General features: G+C 71.6%; 16 protein-coding genes and 1 pseudogene. 7 read left to right on the top strand and 10 right to left on the bottom strand.

Annotation, left to right across the window (positions count from 1 at the left end; translation table 11 throughout):
- The first annotated feature begins 14 nt into the window (after positions 1-14).
- The 4 genes and pseudogenes from ACFCXS_RS33975 to tpg all read left to right on the top strand — a co-directional run bounded on the left by ACFCXS_RS33975 (position 15) and on the right by tpg (position 6,214).
- The gene (locus tag ACFCXS_RS33975; RefSeq protein ID WP_376647214.1) at positions 15-2,750 is read left to right on the top strand and encodes an amino acid adenylation domain-containing protein; all 2,736 of its coding nucleotides are present in this window, start codon (positions 15-17) and stop codon (positions 2,748-2,750) included.
- 298 nt (positions 2,751-3,048) lie between these two features.
- The gene (locus tag ACFCXS_RS33970; protein ID WP_376647213.1) at positions 3,049-3,657 is read left to right on the top strand and encodes a pyridoxamine 5'-phosphate oxidase family protein; all 609 of its coding nucleotides are present in this window, start codon (positions 3,049-3,051) and stop codon (positions 3,655-3,657) included.
- Positions 3,658-3,692: 35 nt separating this feature from the next.
- Positions 3,693-5,629: pseudogene (tap, locus tag ACFCXS_RS33965) on the top strand (telomere-associated protein Tap).
- Positions 5,630-5,656: 27 nt separating this feature from the next.
- Positions 5,657-6,214 (top strand): telomere-protecting terminal protein Tpg, encoded by a 558-nt coding sequence (gene tpg / locus ACFCXS_RS33960; protein WP_376647212.1) that lies wholly within the window; start codon positions 5,657-5,659, stop codon positions 6,212-6,214.
- Here the strand turns inward: tpg and ACFCXS_RS33955 are convergent.
- Complete coding sequence (locus tag ACFCXS_RS33955) at positions 6,208-6,828, bottom strand: dihydrofolate reductase family protein (protein ID WP_376647211.1); 621 nt, start codon at positions 6,826-6,828, stop codon at positions 6,208-6,210. The two genes, tpg and ACFCXS_RS33955, sit on opposite strands and share 7 nt — an antisense overlap.
- 69 nt (positions 6,829-6,897) lie before the next feature.
- On the opposite strand from ACFCXS_RS33955, the gene ACFCXS_RS33950 reads away from it, so the two are divergent.
- Complete coding sequence (locus ACFCXS_RS33950) at positions 6,898-7,476, top strand: TetR/AcrR family transcriptional regulator (RefSeq protein WP_376647210.1); 579 nt, start codon at positions 6,898-6,900, stop codon at positions 7,474-7,476.
- Positions 7,477-7,557: 81 nt separating this feature from the next.
- Here the strand turns inward: ACFCXS_RS33950 and ACFCXS_RS33945 are convergent, their stop codons facing one another.
- The 3 genes from ACFCXS_RS33945 to ACFCXS_RS33935 all read right to left on the bottom strand — a co-directional run bounded on the left by ACFCXS_RS33945 (position 7,558) and on the right by ACFCXS_RS33935 (position 10,537).
- Positions 7,558-8,034 (bottom strand): ATP-binding protein, encoded by a 477-nt coding sequence (locus ACFCXS_RS33945; protein ID WP_376647209.1) that lies wholly within the window; start codon positions 8,032-8,034, stop codon positions 7,558-7,560.
- 108 nt (positions 8,035-8,142) lie between these two features.
- Complete coding sequence (locus ACFCXS_RS33940) at positions 8,143-8,634, bottom strand: DUF2975 domain-containing protein (protein ID WP_376647208.1); 492 nt, start codon at positions 8,632-8,634, stop codon at positions 8,143-8,145.
- Between the two features lie 133 nt (positions 8,635-8,767).
- A complete protein-coding gene (locus ACFCXS_RS33935; RefSeq protein WP_376647207.1) occupies positions 8,768-10,537 on the bottom strand; it encodes a S8 family serine peptidase in 1,770 nt (589 codons plus the stop codon).
- Positions 10,538-11,045: 508 nt separating this feature from the next.
- Between ACFCXS_RS33935 and ACFCXS_RS33930 the strand changes: the two genes are divergently transcribed.
- A complete protein-coding gene (locus ACFCXS_RS33930) occupies positions 11,046-11,195 on the top strand; it encodes a hypothetical protein (RefSeq protein WP_376647206.1) in 150 nt (49 codons plus the stop codon).
- A gap of 217 nt (positions 11,196-11,412) precedes the next feature.
- On the opposite strand, the gene ACFCXS_RS33925 is transcribed toward ACFCXS_RS33930, so the two are convergent.
- The 3 genes from ACFCXS_RS33925 to ACFCXS_RS33915 all read right to left on the bottom strand — a co-directional run bounded on the left by ACFCXS_RS33925 (position 11,413) and on the right by ACFCXS_RS33915 (position 13,756).
- The gene (locus ACFCXS_RS33925; protein WP_376647205.1) at positions 11,413-11,691 is read right to left on the bottom strand and encodes a non-oxidative hydroxyarylic acid decarboxylases subunit D; all 279 of its coding nucleotides are present in this window, start codon (positions 11,689-11,691) and stop codon (positions 11,413-11,415) included.
- A gap of 88 nt (positions 11,692-11,779) precedes the next feature.
- Positions 11,780-13,204 carry a non-oxidative hydroxyarylic acid decarboxylases subunit C gene (locus tag ACFCXS_RS33920; protein WP_376647204.1) on the bottom strand — a complete coding sequence of 475 codons (1,425 nt, stop codon included), beginning with the start codon at positions 13,202-13,204 and terminating at the stop codon, positions 11,780-11,782.
- A 36-nt stretch (positions 13,205-13,240) separates the two neighbouring features.
- On the bottom strand, positions 13,241-13,756 hold the full coding sequence (locus ACFCXS_RS33915; protein ID WP_376647203.1) for a UbiX family flavin prenyltransferase: 516 nt from the start codon (positions 13,754-13,756) through the stop codon (positions 13,241-13,243).
- A 55-nt stretch (positions 13,757-13,811) separates the two neighbouring features.
- On the opposite strand from ACFCXS_RS33915, the gene ACFCXS_RS33910 reads away from it, so the two are divergent.
- Positions 13,812-14,723 (top strand): helix-turn-helix domain-containing protein, encoded by a 912-nt coding sequence (locus ACFCXS_RS33910; protein ID WP_376647202.1) that lies wholly within the window; start codon positions 13,812-13,814, stop codon positions 14,721-14,723.
- A 122-nt stretch (positions 14,724-14,845) separates the two neighbouring features.
- Here ACFCXS_RS33910 and ACFCXS_RS33905 read toward each other — a convergent pair whose 3' ends face one another.
- The 3 genes from ACFCXS_RS33905 to ACFCXS_RS33895 all read right to left on the bottom strand — a co-directional run bounded on the left by ACFCXS_RS33905 (position 14,846) and on the right by ACFCXS_RS33895 (position 19,495).
- Positions 14,846-17,617 (bottom strand): hypothetical protein, encoded by a 2,772-nt coding sequence (locus ACFCXS_RS33905; protein WP_376647201.1) that lies wholly within the window; start codon positions 17,615-17,617, stop codon positions 14,846-14,848.
- A 200-nt stretch (positions 17,618-17,817) separates the two neighbouring features.
- Entirely contained in the window at positions 17,818-18,699 is an 882-nt protein-coding gene (locus tag ACFCXS_RS33900) for an alpha/beta fold hydrolase (protein WP_376647200.1), read from the bottom strand.
- A 217-nt stretch (positions 18,700-18,916) separates the two neighbouring features.
- Positions 18,917-19,495 (bottom strand): TetR/AcrR family transcriptional regulator, encoded by a 579-nt coding sequence (locus ACFCXS_RS33895; RefSeq protein WP_376647199.1) that lies wholly within the window; start codon positions 19,493-19,495, stop codon positions 18,917-18,919.
- Positions 19,496-19,875 lie beyond the last annotated feature (380 nt).

Raw genomic sequence — 19,875 nt, 5'->3', positions numbered from 1 at the left:
AAGGAGTACGGCCCGTGTCCGCGTCGCTGCCCGAACCCCTCCTCCACGCGGCCCACTGCCACGCGCTGCGCGTCCGGTCGGGCCCCTCCCCGGACCCCGCCCCATGGCCGGGGCTGTGGATCGAAGACATCGCCGTGCCGGCGACGGACCCGCTCGCCGAGCGCCGGCGCGCCGCCGAACTCGCCCGCCCGAGCCGCGATCCGCGCAGCGTCCTCCTGCGCTATGCCGACGGCCTGACGGACCTGATCGTCGTCGCCCCGCGCGGGCGCTGGGACCGTACGGCCCTCACCCGGCTGGCAGCCGGGCAGCCCGTGGCACCGAGCGACGCCCCTCGCGCCCCCGCTTCGGCATCCGCTGCCCCGCCCGCCTGGGGACTGGGCGGCGAAGGCACCGGCACCGCCCATGTCGTCGCCCTGGACGACGCAGGTGACGAGGCGAGCTGGCTCACGGCACTCGCCGTCACCCTGCGCCGCTACGACCCCGGCACCCGGCCGGTCATCGGCACCGATCACGGCACCTTCACCGTCGAACCGGCAGCCACCCTGGGCGAGTCGACACCCACCTCCGCGACCGGCCCCGCGCTCACGGGTCTGCTCTTCTGCGACGACGCCGACCACGGCTGCGGCCACGCGGACGGCACCGCCCTGTCCGGCGAGGCCGTAACCCGGACGCAGACCGGGACCGGGACCGAGACCGAGTATGTGCCTTGTCTGGCGCCCCCGTTCCCGCTCACCGTCTCCCTCCTGCGGGACTCGGACGGTCTGCGGCTGCGCTGCGACCACCTGGGCAGCCACTTCTCCGCGGAGATCGCCGCCCGGTTCGTACGGCACCTGGCGCACGTGCACCGGCAGGTCCGGCATCGCCCGCAGACTTCGCCGGACGACGTCGAGCTCCTCGACGATGCCGAGCGTGCCCGCGTGGCGGCGCTCGGCCGGCCGCCGCGTCCCCTGGCCACCGTGCCGGTGAGCGTGCCCGGCGCGTTCGCCCGGGTCGTGGCGGCGACGCCGGACCGGATCGCCGTCACCGACGGCGGTACGGCTCTGACCTATCGCGAACTCGACGAGCGGGCCGCCCGGTCGGCTCACGGCCTGCGCGCACGTGGTGTCGGCGCGGGCGATCGGGTGGGCGTGTGCCTGGAGCGCTCCGCCGAGCTGGTGGTGACCCTGCTCGCCGTGCTGAGGGCCGGTGCGACCTACGTTCCCGTCGACCCGGCCTACCCGGTGGACCGGCTCGCCCACACGGCGCGGGACGCGGGGCTGGGCGTCGTGGTCACCCGGCTCCCGGAGTTCCCGGCCGTGGCGGGCTGCGCACGGGTGACGCCGGACGAACTCGTGGCCGAGCCGCGAGGCGGACGGCAGCCGCACCGCGGGAACGCGAGCCCGACGCCTCCCTCGCCCGACGACCCCGCCTACGTCATCTACACCTCCGGCTCCACAGGCCGGCCCAAGGGCGTCGTGGTGCCCCACCGCAACGTGATCGCCCTGATCGACGCGACCCGCGAGGAGTACGGCCTCGAAGCGGCGGACGTGTGGACCTGGTTCCACTCCAGCGCCTTCGACTTCTCGGTATGGGAGATCTGGGGCTGTCTGCTCACCGGCGGCCGGCTGGTCGTGGTGCCGTACTTCGTCTCCCGGGAACCGGACCACTTCCGTGACCTGCTCGTCGCCGAGAAGGTCACCGTGCTCAGCCAGACACCGTCGGCCTTCGCCCAGCTGCTCGACGTCGACCACGCCGACGTGTCCGTCCGTCTGGTCGTGTTCGGAGGTGAGCCGCTGGACGCGCGGATGCTGCTGCCCTGGTTCGACCGGCATCCCGAACGGTCCTGCCGGGTGGTGAACATGTTCGGCATCACGGAGACCACCGTCCATGTCACCGAGCAGACGCTCACCCGCAGACTCGCGCTCGCCGGCACCCGCTCCGTAGGGCGGGCCCTGCCCGGCTGGCACCTCTACGTGGCCGACCCGGCCGGACGGCTGCTGCCGCCAGGAGCGGCGGGTGAGATATGCGTCGGCGGCGCGGGCGTGGCACTCGGCTACCTGGGCCGGGACGAGCTGACCGGCCGCCGGTTCGTACCGGACCCGTTCTCCGACGGCCCGATGTACCGCAGCGGCGACCTCGGGCGCCTGCGCCCCGACGGGCGGCTCGAACACCTGGGCCGGATCGACAGCCAGGTGAAGATCCGCGGCTTCCGGATCGAGCTCGACGAGATCCGCTCCGTCCTGCTGGAGGATCCCGCCGTGCGCTCCGCGGCCGTCCTGGTACGCCGCGACGACCCGGCGGACGCCGCCACTGCCCGGATCGACGCCTATGTGACTCTTTCGTCCGGGAGTGGCGACCCCGCCCGGGTGCGTGAGCGGGCTGCCGGCATCCTGCCCGACTACATGCTCCCCGCCACCGTCACCGCGCTGGACGCACTCCCGCTGACGGCCAACGGCAAACTCGACACGGCGAAGCTCCCCGCGCCTGCCGCCCCGCGCCCGCCGGGACGCGCCGAGGCTGCCCGCACCGACGCCGCCGGCGACCTCACCGCGAGCCTGACGGAGATCTGGAGCGACGTCCTGGGCGTGCCCGTCGACCCGGACGACGACTTCTTCGAACTCGGCGGCAATTCCCTGTCCGCCGTCCGTATCGGTGCCGCCCTGCGCGCCCGCGGCCTGCCGTCCCTGCGCCTGCGGGAGCTGTACCGGCATCCCACCGTCCGGGCCACGGTGGCGAGTCTCGCCGGAGCACACGAGCACCCGCGCACGTGAGGCGACGGCGAAGGCGGCCCGGATCCGGTGGCCGCCGACCGGAGCGTGGAACGCCGGGCGCCTGAGCGTGCGAACGCCGGGTGCACGGCGGACCGTGCAAGCGCCTGCTCTACCCTCGTGTGCGTGGCCGGTGAGCGTTGTTCGGCCTCCGAGGGGATCGGCAGAGTCACCTGCGCCGAGGGACCACCGGTGCAGGGCTCGGACACAGGCGTTGGTTCGCCTGTCAGGAGGACCGTTGCACCAGGATCCACGGGCGGACCGGCCCGGAAGCCACGGAGAGCACCAGATCCAGGGCGAGTTGGGTACCACCAGTCGCGCCGACCGCTTCTACGACGAGCAGGTACTGGACCGGCTCAACACCAGGATGAGGGAGTTCGTCGCCCGCCAGGAGATGTTCTTCCTCGCCACTTCGGACGGCCGGGGCGAGTGCGACAGTACGTTCCGCGCCGGGCCGCCCGGCTTTCTCCGCGTTCTCGACGACGCGACCCTCGCCTACCCGGAGTACCGGGGTAACGGCGTCATGGCCTCACTCGGCAACATCCGGGAGAACCCGCACGTCGGCCTCCTGATGATCGACTTCTCCGAGGACCGCATCGGCCTGCACGTCAACGGCCGGGCCCGCCTGGTCCCCGACGAGGCGATGCGCCGCAGCCACCCCCACCTGCCCGTCGACCCACTGCCCGGCCGCCGCCCCCAGATGTGGGTCGAGGTCGAGGTCGAAGAGGCCTACATCCACTGCTCGAAGCACATACCCAGGCTGGTCAGAGCGCCGCTGCGGCCGCATGCCGCGCAGGACGGCACCGCCACCGCCGGCGGGGAGCAGGCCTGGGGCACGGACGACGCCAAGCGCAAAGGCGGGGACTACTTCAAGGCTGCGGAGGCACGACGCAACCAGGCCGTGCGGTGATCCCACGCACCGGCCCGGCACCGACACGCGCCCACATCCCCGCCCCCGCGTCAGCGCCTCCGGCCACCGCACCAGCTCCGTCGGCCACCGCACCAGCCTCGTCGGTCCCCGCGTCAGCGACTCCGGCTCCCTCCGACGCGCCCCGGCCGGAACTCCTTGCGCAGACTCAGGCGCCCTCGGCCGAGCCCTCACCGCCCCGAACGGCACCCGCGCCGACGCGGACGCCGACCGCACCCGAGCGTCCTCACCGTCAACCGACGGCGTCCTCGCGGCGACCGGCAGCGAAGAGGGTGGCGACGCCCGCCACCGACCCCAGGTACCCGCACGGGCCGCTGGTCGTGCTCGGCGGTGACGGCTCGGCATACGGCGTCGACGGCATCGTCCTCGACTGCCCCGCCACCTCCGTGCCGCAGCTGGTGGAGTGGACGCTGCGCGAGTCCGGTCTCGGCGCGCCACGCCTGCACCGCAACGGCAAGGATTCCGACCCATTGGTCGTGCCACGCCGGCGGCGGCTGTGCGGATCGGACTGCCCGAGCGTCTGGAGGGTCCCGAGCAGCGCCGTTCGCTGCGTCTGCCCCATGACCATCCGGTCGTCGTGCAGGTGACGAAGGCGGGGTGGCAGTTGACGCAGCCTGGGTTCGGCCCATGGGCCCGGATCTACCGCAAGGCCCAGGAAGGCCGGCGGCAGTGCGTGCAGTTGGCGGTTCTGTCGTGGGACGCCCTGGACGAGCGGTCCTGGCCGGGAGTGACGGAGATGGAACCCGCCGACGTCGCCCGGGTCCTCGGCGTCTACGCGCGGCGCGTCCTCACCCCGCGCGGCAGTACCGCCGTCACGGGCCTGGAGTTGATGACGGCGCTGCGGCCGCCCACCCGCGCGGTCCGCGACGAGGCCACCGGCAACTGGGTGCCCGGCCACAACCCCGGTTCGCTCGGCACCCCGCCGGTGGACCCGGCGCCGCCCGAGGCCACCCCGGAGCACCCCGTGGTCGTCGAATCCGGCTGGAGCGGGGGGTTCCTGGACGAGGAGGCCTACCAGTGGGTGCGCGAGGCGGACCTGCTGAGCGACGAGGAGTGCCATCTGCCCTACGCCGTCGGCCTGGACCTCAACACCGCGTTCCTCGCCGCCGCGGCCCGGCTCACGGTCGGACTGTCGGGACCGGAGCACTTCGTCGGCCCGCAGTTCAATCCGAAGATCCCCGGCTCCTGGCTGGTCGACCTGAGTCATGTGGAGCTCGCCCCCCGCCTGCCCAGCCCCTTCACACCGAGCGGTGAACGGCCGTCCGGCCCCGCCTGGTACCAGACCCACACGGTCGCCTACGCCCAGGAGCTGGGCTACAACGTGCGGCCGCTGGAGGCCTACCTGCGCCGTGCGACGGGTGCGTATCTGGACCCGTGGCACGACCGGCTCAAGAGCGCCTACGTCGACACCCTGGCCGACCTCGGGGTCACCCGTGACCTGGACGACCGGCAGTTCATCGCGGCGATGGAGCGACACAAGGACACCGACCCGGCCCTGGCCGCCGTCCTCGCCGCGATCAAGGCCACCGTCAAGGGCGGCATCGGCAAGCTCAGTGAACGCCCCCAGGGACGCCACTACAAGCAGGGGGAGCGGTGGCCGGCTCTGGAACGGCCCACCTGGCGACCCGACATCCGCGCCGCCGTCATCTCCAAAGCCCGGGTCAACATGCACCGCAAGCTGCTGAACATGGCCAGGCTGACGGGACGGTACCCGCTCGCGGTGCTCTCGGACTGCGTCGTCTACCCCAGCCCCGGTCCCTCGCCGCTGGACTTCCTCCCTTACGCGGCCTCCGGCAAGTCCCAGCCCGGTGGCTTCCGCCTCGGCCCCACGCCGGGCCTGGCGAAACCGGAGGGCGTCCAGGAGATGCTCTGGGCGGTCGACCTGATGGAGAAGGGCCTGAACCCGGCCCGCCACGTCAAGGGCGGCGACGCCGTCCTCGACGACGGCGAGTAGGACCGGCCTGCGAGAGGAACGGACGCCGTGGGAGAAATCGACGACGCCATCGAGCGCGCCGGCCAGGAGGCCTCCACCCGTACTCCGCCGAAGACGCTCAAGGGCCGGATCAACTTCCTGCTGAGGCAGCTGAAGACGACCCGGGCCGTGGCGGCGGAGCTGGGGGTGAGCCGACGGTCGGTGGAGCGCTACCGCACGGGTGAACGCAAGAAACCGCCTGAGGAGATCCGGCAGAGGATCGATGCCGCCGTCCGGACCCGGTGGCAGCCGCAGGTCCGCCGGCGCCGGCGCGAGGAGGCCGCCTCCACCGGCGGGATCACGGTGGAGACCAGAGCCCGCTTCGGCTGCACGGCACCGGTCGGCACGACCGACGACGGCCGTTTCCGCCGACTCACGGTGCACCTCCCCCCGGCGTACGCGCAGCAGCTGTTCGACGCCCGCGAAGCAGGCGCGGGCGACCAGCGACTGCGGCAGATCATCGCTGACGGCTTCAAGGAAACCTACTTCCAGGACGGCGGAGCCCGGGCACCGGGACTCTCGGACGTCGCCCTCAACGACATCGACTACATCGACCTCGACTACTGAGACCGGCCGGTGCCCCCGGGCCGGCGGCGGGTGAGGCGGGTGAGGGTGGCTCCGCCGGGGAACGTGGTGCGCTCGGCGACGTCGAAGGCGGTGGGGTCGAAGGCCCCGTCGACCGCCGGGATTCCGCTCCCCGCAATGACCGGGTAGGTCTTGATCAGCAGTTCGTCGATCTCGGGCAACAAGGTGCCTGCGAGCCGGCCGCCTCCGCAGAGCCAGATGTCCTGGCCGGCGTCGGCCTCGCCCTTGAGTTCGCGGACGAGTCCGAGCGGGTCGCTCGCCACGACGGTGACCGCCGGGTCGACGTCGGGCTCCAGGGTGCTGGACACGACGTACTGGCGCAGGTGCGCGTACGGGCTGGTGATCCCGTTGTCGTGGGAGAGGCGGTAGGTGCCGAGGCCCATGAGGACGGTGTCGAAACGCCGGTTGGGTGCGTCGGCCACGCCCGCGGCCGCGCGGTAGGCCGTCGGGACGGTTTCCGGGTACAGCCCGTTCATCCACTGCGCATAGGCAGCGGCCTGCTGTTCGTCGCCCTGCGGAAAGAAGCCGAACTCCCCGCCCGGGCCGGCGATGCGGCCGTCGAGCGAGACGCCGATGTAGTACACGAGCTTGCGCACAGTGGTCCCCCATACGTAGTACTCTGGCTGAAGTGGTTTGAACGTAGTACTACGTCTGGAGTGGTGTCAATGGTGAGGCGGAACGACCAGCGGCGCGCGGCTCTCGTCGACGCGGCGATCGAGGTGCTGGCCCGGGAGGGTGCACGGGGCCTGACGTTTCGGGCCGTGGATGCGGAGGCGTCCGTTCCCGCCGGTACGGCTTCCAACTACTTCGCCAGTCGCGACGACCTGTTCACGCAGGCCGGCGCCCGGGTGTACGAGCGGCTTCAGCCGGACGAGGAGATGATCGCGCGACAGCGGGCGGCAGGGCGCGACCGGGAGGCCTATACCGGCCTGATGCGCGACCTGGTGGGCCGCATCGCCTCCTTCCGCACCGGCTACCTCGCCCTGCTGGAACTTCGCCTCGAGGCCACCCGCCGCCCCGAACTGCGCAAGGTCCTCACCGAGCGGGTCCGTGCCGACGTCGACGCCAACGTCGCCTACCACGAGGCCTCCGGCCTCCCCGGCGACGCCACGGCCGTCAAGCTGCTCATGCTGACGCTGAACTGGCTGATCGTCGAGCAGCTCACCCTGCCGGACGTCTTCACGGAGGCGGAGCGTGAACAGCTGGTGACGGCCGCCGTGGAGCGCATCGTGGCGGCCGCGTAGCGATGTCAGTCGCACGGCCGCAGCGGACCAGACCGGCGTCGGCGCGTGCGATGCCCGGCCCCGCCGGCTTCTGCGCCGGTACTACAGCACCTGGTGGCCGGCCGGGGACCCGCCGGGGTCGTCGGCGAGTACGACGTCGGCGGTGATGCGCTTTCCGACCGGCTCGCGGTGGATGGAGAAGCCGACGCAGACGGCGGCCACGATCTCGAGGCCGTGTTGTCCGATCCGGCTCGGGTCGGGTGCCAGGATCGCCGGCAGCGTGGTGCTGCTGTCCCACACGCTGGTCCGTACGGCCCCGTCCACGATGTCCAGGGTCAGCAGGCAGGGGCCGGGGGCGTACTTGCGGGCATTGGTGACCAGCTCGCTGACCACGAGCTGGACCGTCCCGATGGCCCGGCCGGAGACCGGCAGGCCGTGCACCGCCTGCACCCGGGTCAGGAACGTCCGGGCCAGGTCGCGGGCTTCGGCGATCCCGGTGTCGCCGTCGAACGCCGCCGACACGGAAATGGCGCCGGCGGACAGTGTGTCCGGGCCGTTTCCTCCCACTTCGTGATCCATGGGGGCCGTCGCGTCCTTCGAGTATTCGTCCAACACGAGCCGCGCTTACCCACAAAACGCCGGGCAATGCCACCGGCCCGCCCACGAAGTTCGAGGCGGCGACCGGTCTCAGATGACCTCGTCCAGTTCGGCCTGCATCTGTGACGCCTCGACATCGCGAGCGACGGCCTGCGCGAGCAGCATCCGCAGTACGAGCACGATGAGCGCGACCCCCAGGATGCCCAGACCGATGCCGCCCATGATGACGGTGACGCCCGGATCGTCCCGCTGCCCCGGCGCGTTGAGGATCGTGACCGCGAACCACACGAGGGCGGCGGCCACGATCGAGCCGATCACGACGTCCACGTACCGGAAGGCGGCGGGCGAGAACACGGTCCTGCGGCGCACCATCGTCACCAGCCGCCATACGCAGACCAGGGCCGCCTGGGCCGCCGCCAGGCCCAGGATCGTGATCACGCGCAGTGGGGTCAGCGGGAGTGACCCGTCCTCCGGGTCGTTCCCGCTGACCAACGCCCACACCATCGATGCCTGGACCAACACGGTGCCGACGAGCAACACCACGAGCACGGCGCGCAGCGCGCACACTGCCAGCTTCCCCATGACCCATCCCTCAATCGACTTACGATGGGAACCTATCGAATTTCGATAGGCCAGGCAAGAGGTGAGAAGGAGGGGTGGCCAGGGGCGGGGGCGGGCGGAAGGGGAAGGCGTGTGCGCGCCGGGAATTCTCCCTCTAGAAGGTCAGAGTCCAGGTGTCGATCCGGCCGGTGTCCTGTGTCGCGATGTCGCGGACTCGCAGCTTCCACGTACCGGACGCGGTTTCGGACGAGGCGTCGACGGTGTACGTCTTCACCACGTCGTCCGCGCTGTCGCCGTCGGCGAAGTCCTCCAGCGGATAGACCGATCCGTCGGGGGCGACGAGCGACAGCACCAGGTCGCCGCGGTACGTGTGCTTGACGTCCACGCCGACCTTCAGCGCGGCCGGGGCGTTGCCCGGCACGCCGGTCACGGTGATCGGGGACTCCACCGTGGCGTTGTCGGCGACGGTGACGTCGGTGGCGTTCTCGAAGTGGCGGCCGGGCGGCGGCGTGCCGCCACCGACGGCCTTCAGCGCGTCGACCTGGCCCTCCCCGAAGAAGGCGTTCTTCGCAGTGGTGCCGGTGCAGCGGCTGTCGGACGGGCACGCGGTGTCCGTGGCCTGGCTTCCCAGCCGCGCGCGGAGGTCGGCGGGGGTGGCGGCCGGGTCGGCGCTCTTCAGCAGCGCGGCGACGCCCGCCACGTGCGGCGCGGCCATCGACGTACCGTTCTTGTTCCCGTACTTGCCGCCGGGGAGCGTCGAGTAGACACCGTAGGCTCCGTCGCCGCCGGGGGCCGCGACGTCGATGACGTCCCGGCCGAAGTTGGAGTAGGACGCCTTGATGCTGCCGTTGCCCATCGCCGCGACGGTCACGACGCCGGGCAGCTCCGTCGGGATGTCGACGCAGGCGTTGGTGATCGTGCGGTTGACGGGCGTCGAGTCGTTCGGGCTGGAGCTGTCCGAACGCTTGTCGGCCAGGTCGTAGTCGGAGTTGCCGGCCGCCGCGACCTGGAGCGAGCCCTTGCTCTCCGCGTACTCCTGTGCCCGGCGCACACCCTCGATGATGGCTGCCTGGTCCGGGTCGTCGGGGCAGTTGAACATCCACGGGTCCGTGTAATAGCTGTTGTTGGTGACGTCGAAGCCGTGGTCACCGGCCCACATGAAGCCGCAGATCGTGTTCTCGGCGAAGAACATGCTCGTGTTCGGCTCGGCGATGCGCACGGAGGCGATCTTGACGCCCGGCGCGACGCCGACCACGCCCTTGCCGTTCTTCGCGGCGGCGATGGTGCCCGCCACGTGGGTGCCGTGGGTGTCGACGTCACGCCAGGCACCGGTCCTGGTGTCGGCCTTGCCGTAGGCGCAGGAGGCGGAGTCCGCCGCGTCGAAGTTGGGTGCGATGTCCTGGTGCCGGTCGTCCACCCCGGTGTCGAGGACGCCCACCGTGACGGACGGGGACCCGGTGCTGACGGCCCAGGCCTTGTCGGCGTTGATCCTGGTCATGTCCCACCGCGTGGTCTCGGTGAGGGTGGTGGGCGACTGCGCGGGAGCGCCCGGCAGGGTGGGGGAGTAGGCGTCCGCGGGGACGTCCGAGGTGCGGGTCGCCCCCACCTTCTGCACGCCGGTGACGGAGCGCATCGCGGTGGCGAAGCTTGTCGAGGTGGAGTGTGCGACCACCACGCCGATCGCGTCGTAGTACGCGAAGACGGAACCGCCGTTCGCCGTCACCGCGTTGCGTGCCGCCGAGGTGTCGCCGGCAGCGGTGATGACGAGGTAGGAGCGAGTGCCGGCGGCCCATCCGGCAGCGGATGGGACGGGCGGCGTGGCGGCGCGGGCCGCGGCCGGACCCGGCGGAAGGCCGGTGTCCAGGTCGGCTGCCCCGGCGGGGGTGGCGAGCGCGAGAGCCGCTCCGGCAGCGGCTACGGACAACAGCGACCGTCTGAGACGGTGCCGGGATATGCGGGGGGTTGTCACAGCATCCTCCGAGAGCCCGGGGCAATGGGTGGCGCCGGCCGGGCCGTGGGCCGAATGGGTCGACGCAAGATTTCAGATGAGGGCATGACAAGGGAAGGGCTGCGGCGCATCGGGGGTCGTGAGCAGGTAAGTGGGTGGCTCGGCTCCGGATCAAGCCCGGACGCGGCCGGCTGTGCCGGAGCGACGGCAGCATCGGCCTGCCGCCGCTCCCCCCAGGAGGGGGACACTGACGAGCCCCAGGGCCGAAGCGCCCCCGAAAGCGACTGCCACCGCCGTCGAGGAACGGACATGGGGATCGCTGAAGACCGTGAAGTCGAGAATCCACAGAAGCGGCCCGGCGGCGGCACACGTCGCCACCAGCCAGGTGGCACGAGCGCGCCCCAGCAGCGTTCCCAGCAGGAAGGACGGAACAGGGCCGCAGAGCAGCATGCTCAAGGCGACGGCCACGCCTGTCAGGTCCAGGATGCCCACGACGCCCGGCAGCCAGGGGCTCACGGTGATCAGTGTCGCCCACGCCATGGACGAGGCGGTGAGCCCACCGGACCTCTCCACGGTCGTCGCCCCCTGCCGCGCTGCCTCGTCCGGCATCCTCACCCACCCCCTGAGCGGTTGAGCGCGATGCTCTCACCAAATTTGAACGCGTTCAAGTGTCGGGTGGGTCGCCGGGCCGGTTAACGGCGGCCGCAGCCGATGGGCCCGGGGAGTGGCACGGATCACCACGCCGCCGAGCCGCGTATGGAACAACCACCGCTGGTACGCCGCCCAGCAGGGCACGGCGGGCTCGGGCCTCGACACTGACGCCGTCGGCGCCGGCCGGCCTCGGACAGGTGTCAGGACGCGGCCTTGCGGATCGCGCCCGTGGCTCGGGCGGTCGCCGGGGTGGAGGGAGCGGGCGGTACCGACGGGACCTCGGGGGCATCGTCGAGGTCCGCCTGCGTCAGCCGGAACTCGGCCGGGTACAGCTCGCGCCGGGTGCGGCGGTCCGGCTCCGTCGTGCGCCACATGTAGCGGCAACGGTCGCACTGCAGAACGTCCCACACCCCGGGCACGGGGGAGGTGGCGACGGTCGCGACGGTGCCGTGCGCGCAGCGGGGGCAGATACAGGTCATGGTCGAGGCTCCGTTCCTCACGGTCGGCGGGTCGGCGGGTGCCCGGCAGGGAGTGCAGGCAGCCGGCCCACTCCTTACGGTCGGCGGGTCAGCGGGCGCCCAGCAGGGACTGCAGACGGCCGATCCACTCCTTGGTCTCGGGCAGATCGCGCGCCGGTGTGCTGAAGTTGCCCCGGACGTCGGGGGACACCGGCGTCGTCGCGTCGATGATCATCTTGCTGGTGATGCCGGCCGGTGAGGCCGCAGGCGCGAGTTCGACGACGGAGAGCTTCGGGATGATGACGACGTCCTCCTGCGGATCGACCTTCGCCGACATCGCCCACATCACCTGCGGCAGGTCGAACGGGTCGATGTCCTCGTCGACGACGATCACCTGTGCGACGTAGCCGAGGCCGTGCGGCGTCGTCATCGCCCGCATCCCCACGGCCTTCGCGAAGCCGCCGTACCGCTTCTTCGTGGAGATGACGACCGCGAGCCCGTGCGTGTACATCGCGTTGACCGCCTGCACCTCGGGGAACTCCGCGCGCAGCTGCTTCAGCAGCGGCACGCAGGTGTTCGGCCCGACCAGGTAGTCCACCTCGGTCCACGGCATGCCCAGATACAGCGACTCGAACACCGGGTCCGTACGGTACGAGACCCGGTCGACCCGGATCACCGGCATGCGCCGCCCGCCCGAGTAATGTCCGGTGAACTCGCCGAACGGGCCCTCGATCTCGCGCTTGCGGCCCTCGATGACCCCCTCGATCACGACCTCGCTGCCCCAGGGCACGTCGAAGCCGGTCAGCGGTGCGGTGGCGAGGGGCGCCGGCGCACCGCGCAGAGCACCTGCCATCTCGTACTCCGACTGGTCGTAGCCCATGGGCATGCCGGCCACGATGGTCATCACCGGGTCGTTGCCCAGTGTGATCGCCACCGGCAGGTCCTCGCCGCGCTCCTCGGCGGCACGCAGGTGCAGGGCGATGTCGTGCATGGGGACCGGCTGGACGGCGAGCCGGTCGCGTCCGGTGACCTGGAGCCGGTACGTGCCGACGTTCTGCTTCCCGAAGTGCCGCGGGTCCCTCGGGTCCCGGGAGACCACCGCGGCCTTGTCCAGGTAGAAGCCGCCGTCACCGTCGTTCAGCCGGAACAGCGGCAGGATCCGGAAGAGATCGACATCCACGCCCTCGACGGTGTTCTCCCGCCACGGCGCGTCCTCGCGACGCTCCGGCGGCACGGGGAACATGTCCCAGCGGCGGGCGAACTCCTCGACCTGGTCCTTGACCGACGTCCCGGCCGGCAGCCCGAGCGCCAGGGCGTGGTTGCGCCACGAACCATGGACGTTCATGGCGATGCGGGCGTCGGTGAAGCCCGCCACGTTGTCGAACCACAGCGCCGGGGCGCCGTCGCCGATCCGGCAGGCCGCGTTGGCCGCGGCGGCCAGGTCGGGCTCGGGCCGGACCTCGTCGGTGATACGCAGCAACTGGCCCTCGTCGTCGAGGGCGGAGAGGAAGCCGCGGAGGTCGTCGTAGGCCATGTGTGTGTCCTTCGTCGTGTCTGTTCCGGGACGGCCCTACACCGCCGCACGGGCGGTGATGTGATCGACGATGTCGTCGACCGAGACGGGATGGTTGTAGAAGGCGGGCATCGGCGGCACGATCCGGGCGCCCTTGCGCGCGAGGTCGAGCATGTTCTCCAGGTGGATCTCGCCCAGCGGTGTCTCCCGCGGTACCAGCACCAGCGGACGCCGCTCCTTCAGCACCACGTCCGCCGCCCGGCCGACCAGCCCGTCCGCGTACCCGGCGCGGATCCCGGCCAGCGTCTTCATCGAACAGGGCACGATCACCATGCCGTCGGTCCTGAACGACCCGGAGGCGATGGAGGCGCCTTGGTCGTCCGGTTTGTGGACGACGTCGGCCAGGGCGCCGACCTCACGGGCGGTGCGTCCGGTCTCCATCTCGATCGTCGTCCGCGCCCAGCGGCTGAGGACGAGGTGCGTCTCGACCTCCGGCAGTGCGGCCAGCCGCTCCAGCAGCCGGACCCCGAACGGTGCCCCGGTGGCCCCGGTCATCCCCACAATCAGTCGCATGTCCTCGACCGTAGGAGCGGCCCCACCGGACCTTCCGGTACGCTGAGGACTTCTCATGGGAAAAAACGGACAGGCTGACCGGGCGGAGATCACGGACGTCGCGTACCGCCCGTTGCTCAGTGCTCCTCTCGGTATGGACGTCCTGGACTTCGCCGAACTCCGCGACCGGGGGCGACGGCGGGGAATCGACCTGACGGCGCCGCAACGACCTGCCTTCCACCATCTGATCCACGTCCACGGCGACAGCGGGCCGCTCCGGCACACCGTGGACTTTTCGGACCACACTCTCCACCCCGGCAGCTGGTTGCGGATCCGCCCGGGCCAGGTCCACCAGTACTCACCCGACGAACTCGCCCCCGCCCGCGGCACGATCGTCATCTGGCAGCCCGGCTTCACCGCCAGCGACCCGGAGTCCGGCGCCGCGGCCCCCGCCGACCCGTCACCCCTGCTGCCCGGCCTCGCGCACGACGGCGCGCTGGCGCTAGCGCTGCGTCATCTCACCCACGAGTACGCCGACTTGGGTGCCATCCCGCTCGACGCGCACATCGAGGCCCTCCGTCAGCTGCTGGGCGTCCTGCTGCTCCGCCTCACCCACGCCCGTATCGGCAGGCCGCTGGAAAATGCCGCTGCCGAGGGGGCGTTCGGCCGCTACCACACCGCCGTCGAGCGGGACTTCGGCCATACGCACCGGGTCGCCGACTACGCTTCGGCACTCGGCTACAGCGTCCGCACCCTCACCCGCGCCACCCTCGCGGCCACCGGCTCCACGGCCAAGCAGTACCTGGACGCGCGCATCCTGCTCGAAGCCAAACGCCTCCTCGTGCACACCGAGGCCACGTCGGCGGACATCGCCGGCCGGCTGGGCTTCCGGGACCCCGGCGACTTCGCCAAGTTCTTCCGCAAGCGCGACGGCCGGGCGCCGCAGGAGTTCCGCGCGGCGGCGCGTGGTACGCAGCCGACCGACTGACCTCAAGATGTCCTCGTGAAGCGCGGGGCCCGACAGGCCAACCCGCGCTCAAGGGTGAAGCGCGGGGCCCGACACAGCGGACCCCGCGCGACAGAGTGTTCCTGATCCTTCGTACGTCGTGCTTATGGCTGGTCGAGCACCGTCCCCGTCAGCACCGGGCTGTCGGGAAGCGGCTTGCCGCGGCGGTCGGTCAGCGCCAGGCGCGTCGTCTCGGCCGGCTCCGCCACCCGGTCCCGGACGGTCGGCACGACGAAGTCCACGCCGGTGCTCCCCGCCGGAACGGTCACCCACACCCACAGGTGCGCCTCGGACAGCGGCCGCTCGGGGTCGGGCACGTCACCGGACGATTCCTCGAGCCACTTGGGGTCCACGTCGTTGGTGGACAGCTCAGCGCCCTCGGTCACCGGAAGCACCCGCACCGGCTCGTAGAGGTCCACCGCCGCGGGCTCGTTCAGGGACAGCCGCCAGGTCAGCGTCCCTCCCTCGGTCACCCGGTCCGTGACCGGCGACAGGGTGGTCACCGGCTCGGGGTCGTCGTTCGCCACGGTGAGCCCGCCCCGGTACTTGCCGACGACGGCGCCCCGGACGGCCTTGACGGCGATGTCGTGTTCCACGTCGTCGCCGTAGGCGGTGTCGCCCTTGACCTCGACCGGGATGTCGACCGCGCCGCTGCCGGGCCGTACCGTCACGAGGCGGTTCTCGACCCGGTCGCGGTCCGGGTCGAGGACGTACACGCGGACCTGCCCGCTGCCGTGCCCGGAGACCTCGACCGGGACCCGGTAGGTGCGGGTGCCCGAGTCGCCCTCCTTGACGATCGTGCGGCCCACGTCGACACGCGGCAGAGCGGCCGACTTCACCACCGGAGTGCCGGGGGCCCAGCCCCAGGCGTCCATCAGCCAGGCCCTACCGGACCGTGACCGAGGGGTCAGCGTCAGGGACTTGACGTGCGTGAGATCGAGTCCGGTCCGGGTCGCCGCCGACAGCGGGACGCGCAGCTCCTGAGCCCAGTAGGACGCGGTGGCGGCGGAGCCCGGCAGTCCCGCCACCGCGACCCGGCCGAGCGTGGCCGTGCGGTTGCGGGAGTCGGTGACGGACACGTCGAACTTCGTGCCGGTCGTGTTCGGCGGTACGAAGACCCGGAGCGCCAGCTTCTGCGACCCGTGCAGGGAGATCGGCTTGGCCGGAGTGATGTGCGCGGCTCTGCCCGGCGCGGACCACTTCAGGTCCACGGCGCTTCGGCCGGTCTCCTGTTCCGTCTCCCAGGACGCGAAGTGCGGCGACGATCCGGGGGTCTTCGGGTCCAGACAGGCCACGGCCGGGTCGGGGTCGATCGCGGAACACAGCCGGGCGCCGCTCACCTTCGCCCCGCCGTCCGGCAGGAAACCGCCGCTGCGGCGGCCGCCGACCGCGTGGGTCAGCACCCGGGCCGGGTCCGCGGACGGGGCCCGCTTGCCGGAACCGTCGAGCAGCGGACGCACTCGATCGTCCCCGGCGAGGAAGAGCCGGGCCGCGGCGGCGATGTATGTGGCGCCCGCCTTGTGCTGCTGGGTCGCGGTCAGCCGGGTCGCGGCACCCGGTGTGCACACCGGGTCCGGCTGATCCGGGTCGGCCCTGAAGTCGTCACCGGCCGGAGCGACGGCCACGCCCGGGGTCCACTCGCTGTTGAAGTAGTTGTGGTTGGCGCCGTTCATGTAAACGGCGCTGTGCAGTGCCGTGCCCCGGCTGATCCCGCGCGTCCCGTCGACGAAGACCTCGCCCTGCAGGTCCGACACGTCTCCGTCGCAGCCCGGCAGCAGCGTCACGGACGGTACGTCGGCGACCGGGTTCTGGCCGAAGATCGTCGGTGCGATCAGCACGGCCCCGCGCACCTTCCAGCGCACCGGGCCCCGGTAGCCGTCCTCGGCGGCCGGCGGCGGGTACAGGCTGTCCAGGGCAGCCCGGTTGACGCCCTCGCCGCCGCGCGAGTGGCCGACGAGCAGGACCCGGGACAGGTCTGCCTTCGGCGCCTTGCGGACGACGGCCGGGGCGGAGGAGCGACGGGCGGCCCAGTCGGCCCAGCGGGCGAGGTGCTGCCGTACCAGCGAGGAACGCGCCTGCGCGCCGGCGTCCTCGGTCTCCAGGTCCTGGGCGTTGATGCCGTTCGCCGAGATCGACACCGTCACATAGCCCTGGGAGGCCAGCAGGCGCTGGTCGCGCAGATAGCCGAGGTAGCTCGGAATCGGCCGGTAACCGTTCGCACAGGGCCAGTCGCGGGTCACGTCGGCCTCGGTGCCCGGCCTGTAGCAGGTGTCGTGGCGGCCGTGCAGGAACAGCGCCAGCGGCCGACTGCCGGTGGCATTCTTCGGCGCCACCACCTGGGCGGTCATCTCCACCGGGGCGGCGTACCCGGGCAGGCGCACCGGGTCGAGGTCGTACGCCCCGGTGACCGTGCGGTACGGGCCGGGTTTGCCCGGATCGACGCCGTTGGCCGGTGCCTGTGCGGGCATCCGTCCTACGCGCGAGCCGGTCCTGGGCGGGTCGCCGGCCGTCGTGTCCAGCCGGCGCCCCGCGGCTGTCACTTGCAGGTCCGTCAGCTGCCCGGGCCGCGTCTCGCCGAGGGCGAGCCGGAAGGTCCGCCCGTCCCTCGCCGGCTTCGGCACCCCCAGCAGCCGGTCGTCGGCACGGAACTCGACCCGCGCATCCCCCGTGGGCACGGTCTTCGGCGCACGCCACACCAGCTCACGTGTCCCGGCCTTCCCGTCGATCCGCCATCCTTGCGGAAGTGGGTTGTTGTCATCGGTCGCGTCTGACAGCCGTGACGCGGGGCGCTGTTCAGCCTGTGCCGACCCGGGTGAGCCCGCCAGGGCCGCCAGCACCGCCAGGGCGGTCACACATATTCGCCGGGCACGGATCAATGATTCTCTCCTCAACACCCCGTGCGCAGACGTCCCGTCGGTCCCGGGCGCCTCTCGCGTCACCTAGGACGGGAAGTGACGTCCGTGGGTTGTCTGTGCGCAGACGCCGAGACGGGCGCCTGACCGGTCAGGGCGAAGCCACGTGCGGTGTGCCCGGCTCCGGCCGCCGGGGGCTTGCGGGCCCGGCGGCCGGGTGCCTGCTACCGGTGCGCGGCCAGGAACGGCAGGACGACTTCGGCCATCTCGTGGGGTACTTCCTCCGCGAGGTCGTGGCCCGCGTCGAAGACGTGTCCCGTGACGTCATCGGCCACGAGTCGCGCCTGGGACTCGTTGCGTTCGCCGATGAAGGCGGAGCCGCCGAGCGCGAGGACGGGGATGCACAGCTTCTGCCGTGCGGCCCGCCGGTTCTGTTCGGCGTCGGTGAGCATCGCCCGGTAGACGGCCAGCATCGCGCGGATGCCGCCGGGCATGGAGTAGCAGCGCACGTACTCCTCGATGGCGTCGGGGGTGGCGGTGTCGGGGTGGCTGCGCTCGTTCTTGATCATGTAGGTGATCAGTTCGCGTTCGTGCCCGGAGATCAGCATCTCCGGGACGTCGGGCTGGAAGTAGAAGCCCAGGTGCCACAGATGCATGCCGCCCGAGACGTTCTCGGGGGTGAGGGCCGTGTGGTCCTCGAAGCCGAAGCCGGGGAACAGTGCCTCGGCGAAGACCAGGGCGGTGGCGTGGTCACGGTGGCGGGCGGCGAGCTGGTAGCCGATCACCGCTCCCCAGTCCTCGCCGATCACGGCGTAGGTCTCATGTCCGAGGCGGGCCATCAGCGCGGCGATGTCGTCGCTCATCGTCGCGGAGTCGTAGCCGTCCGCGGGGCGGGCGGAGTCACCGAGACCACGCAGGTCCGGCACGACGACGGTGTGGTGGGGCGTCAGCTTGGGGACGAGGTGGCGCCAGTGGTAACCGGTCTTGGGCACGCCGTGCAGCAGCACCACGGCGGGGCCGGACCCGGCCGTCCGGTAGTGCAGGCTCGTTCCGTTGACGGCGGCACGGCCGGTACGCAGGGGTGCTGTGGTGTGGTCGTACATCATGACGTCGTGCTTCCTGTCTTGGGTGCGGTGGGTGCGGTGGGTGCGGTGGGTGCGGTGGGTGCGGTGGGCGGTGGCTCGGTGAGGTCGGCAGGCCGGCTCGGGCGGTCGGTGCCGACGGGCGCCGCGTCGTCACGGCCGGCGCGGACGCTCCCTTTCTTTATCGTTCGTTACAGATTCGGGGCAGGGGGAACAGCCGGCCGAGGCCGCGGCGGGCGCTTCAGTCGAGAGCGGTCAGCGCGACCTCGACGAGAGGTTCGAGGGCGGGCGCATCCGGTGTGACCTTCGCGGAGACCAGCAGTCCGTTGAGGAAGGTGACCAGGAACGCGGCGACCGTGTGCGGGTCGTGCCGCGCCGCGATCTCACCCCGCTCCATCCCGGCCCGCAGTATCTCGGTGAGCGCTTCCCGGCTGGCGTCCTGCATGTCGCGCACGGTGCGCCGGGTTGCCGCGTCCTGAGGCAGCCGCTCGCAGACGGCGTTGACGGCCAGGCAGCCCTGGCCGCCGCTCCTGACGGCGATGCGGATCCGCTCCGTCAGCAGCGTACGGATCGCCGCGCGGGTGTCCGCTCCTTCCTCCAGGCTGCGCAGGGCGGCCGCCGCGAGGGTGGTGCGGTAGTGCTCCAGTGCGGCCCGGTACAGGCCGTCCTTGTCGCCGAACGCGGCGTACAGGGACCCCTGCCCGATCCCCAGGTGCTGGGTCAGATCGCGCACCGAGGTCGCCTCGTAGCCGCGCGTCCAGAAAAGGTCCATGGCGCGACTGACCGCCGCCTCGGTGTCGAACTCCCGGGTCCTTGCCATGGCCTCACCGTAACCTATCTGGATCGGTCACTCAAGAAAGGGGGCCGGTGTCTCGTTCGGCGGGGCAGTCGAACGGCCTTCGCACCACGAGGTCCGGCATCCGAGCGCTCCTTGACGAGAAGCACGATGTATTGCTCAACTAACCCCATGAACGCGCAGCAACGCTTGGTCTCGCGTGGCCACATCGACTTCGGTCGGGTGTGGTCCGCGGCGTGTTGCGCCTGACGCGGCAGCGGGCCGGCCTTTCCCGCGCTCGGTGAGTCCCTCCCGAACCGGCTCTCCGCCCCGCACTCTCACCGCTTCCTGACACACGGCGTTCTCGGACTGACACGGCACGTCGTCGGCATCACGTGATCCGCCGGTGTCGTCCGGTCACTTTT

It is taken from the genome of Streptomyces sp. NPDC056373, from assembly GCF_042262425.1.
Taxonomy (GTDB): Bacteria; Actinomycetota; Actinomycetes; order Streptomycetales; family Streptomycetaceae; genus Streptomyces.
This window is presented reverse-complemented; position numbering and strand designations above follow the sequence as displayed.

Bases quoted from the DNA above. Each gene is read 5' to 3' on its own strand.
- ACFCXS_RS33900 (WP_376647200.1), bottom strand. From the start codon at position 18,699: ATGATGTACGACCACACCACAGCACCCCTGCGTACCGGCCGTGCCGCC.
- ACFCXS_RS33925 (WP_376647205.1), bottom strand. From the start codon at position 11,691: ATGACCTGTATCTGCCCCCGCTGCGCGCACGGCACCGTCGCGACCGTC.
- ACFCXS_RS33950 (WP_376647210.1), top strand. From the start codon at position 6,898: ATGGTGAGGCGGAACGACCAGCGGCGCGCGGCTCTCGTCGACGCGGCG.
- ACFCXS_RS33895 (WP_376647199.1), bottom strand. From the start codon at position 19,495: ATGGCAAGGACCCGGGAGTTCGACACCGAGGCGGCGGTCAGTCGCGCC.
- ACFCXS_RS33940 (WP_376647208.1), bottom strand. From the start codon at position 8,634: ATGGGGAAGCTGGCAGTGTGCGCGCTGCGCGCCGTGCTCGTGGTGTTG.
- ACFCXS_RS33920 (WP_376647204.1), bottom strand. From the start codon at position 13,204: ATGGCCTACGACGACCTCCGCGGCTTCCTCTCCGCCCTCGACGACGAG.
- ACFCXS_RS33910 (WP_376647202.1), top strand. From the start codon at position 13,812: ATGGGAAAAAACGGACAGGCTGACCGGGCGGAGATCACGGACGTCGCG.
- ACFCXS_RS33930 (WP_376647206.1), top strand. From the start codon at position 11,046: ATGCCCACGACGCCCGGCAGCCAGGGGCTCACGGTGATCAGTGTCGCC.
- ACFCXS_RS33945 (WP_376647209.1), bottom strand. From the start codon at position 8,034: ATGGATCACGAAGTGGGAGGAAACGGCCCGGACACACTGTCCGCCGGC.
- ACFCXS_RS33915 (WP_376647203.1), bottom strand. From the start codon at position 13,756: ATGCGACTGATTGTGGGGATGACCGGGGCCACCGGGGCACCGTTCGGG.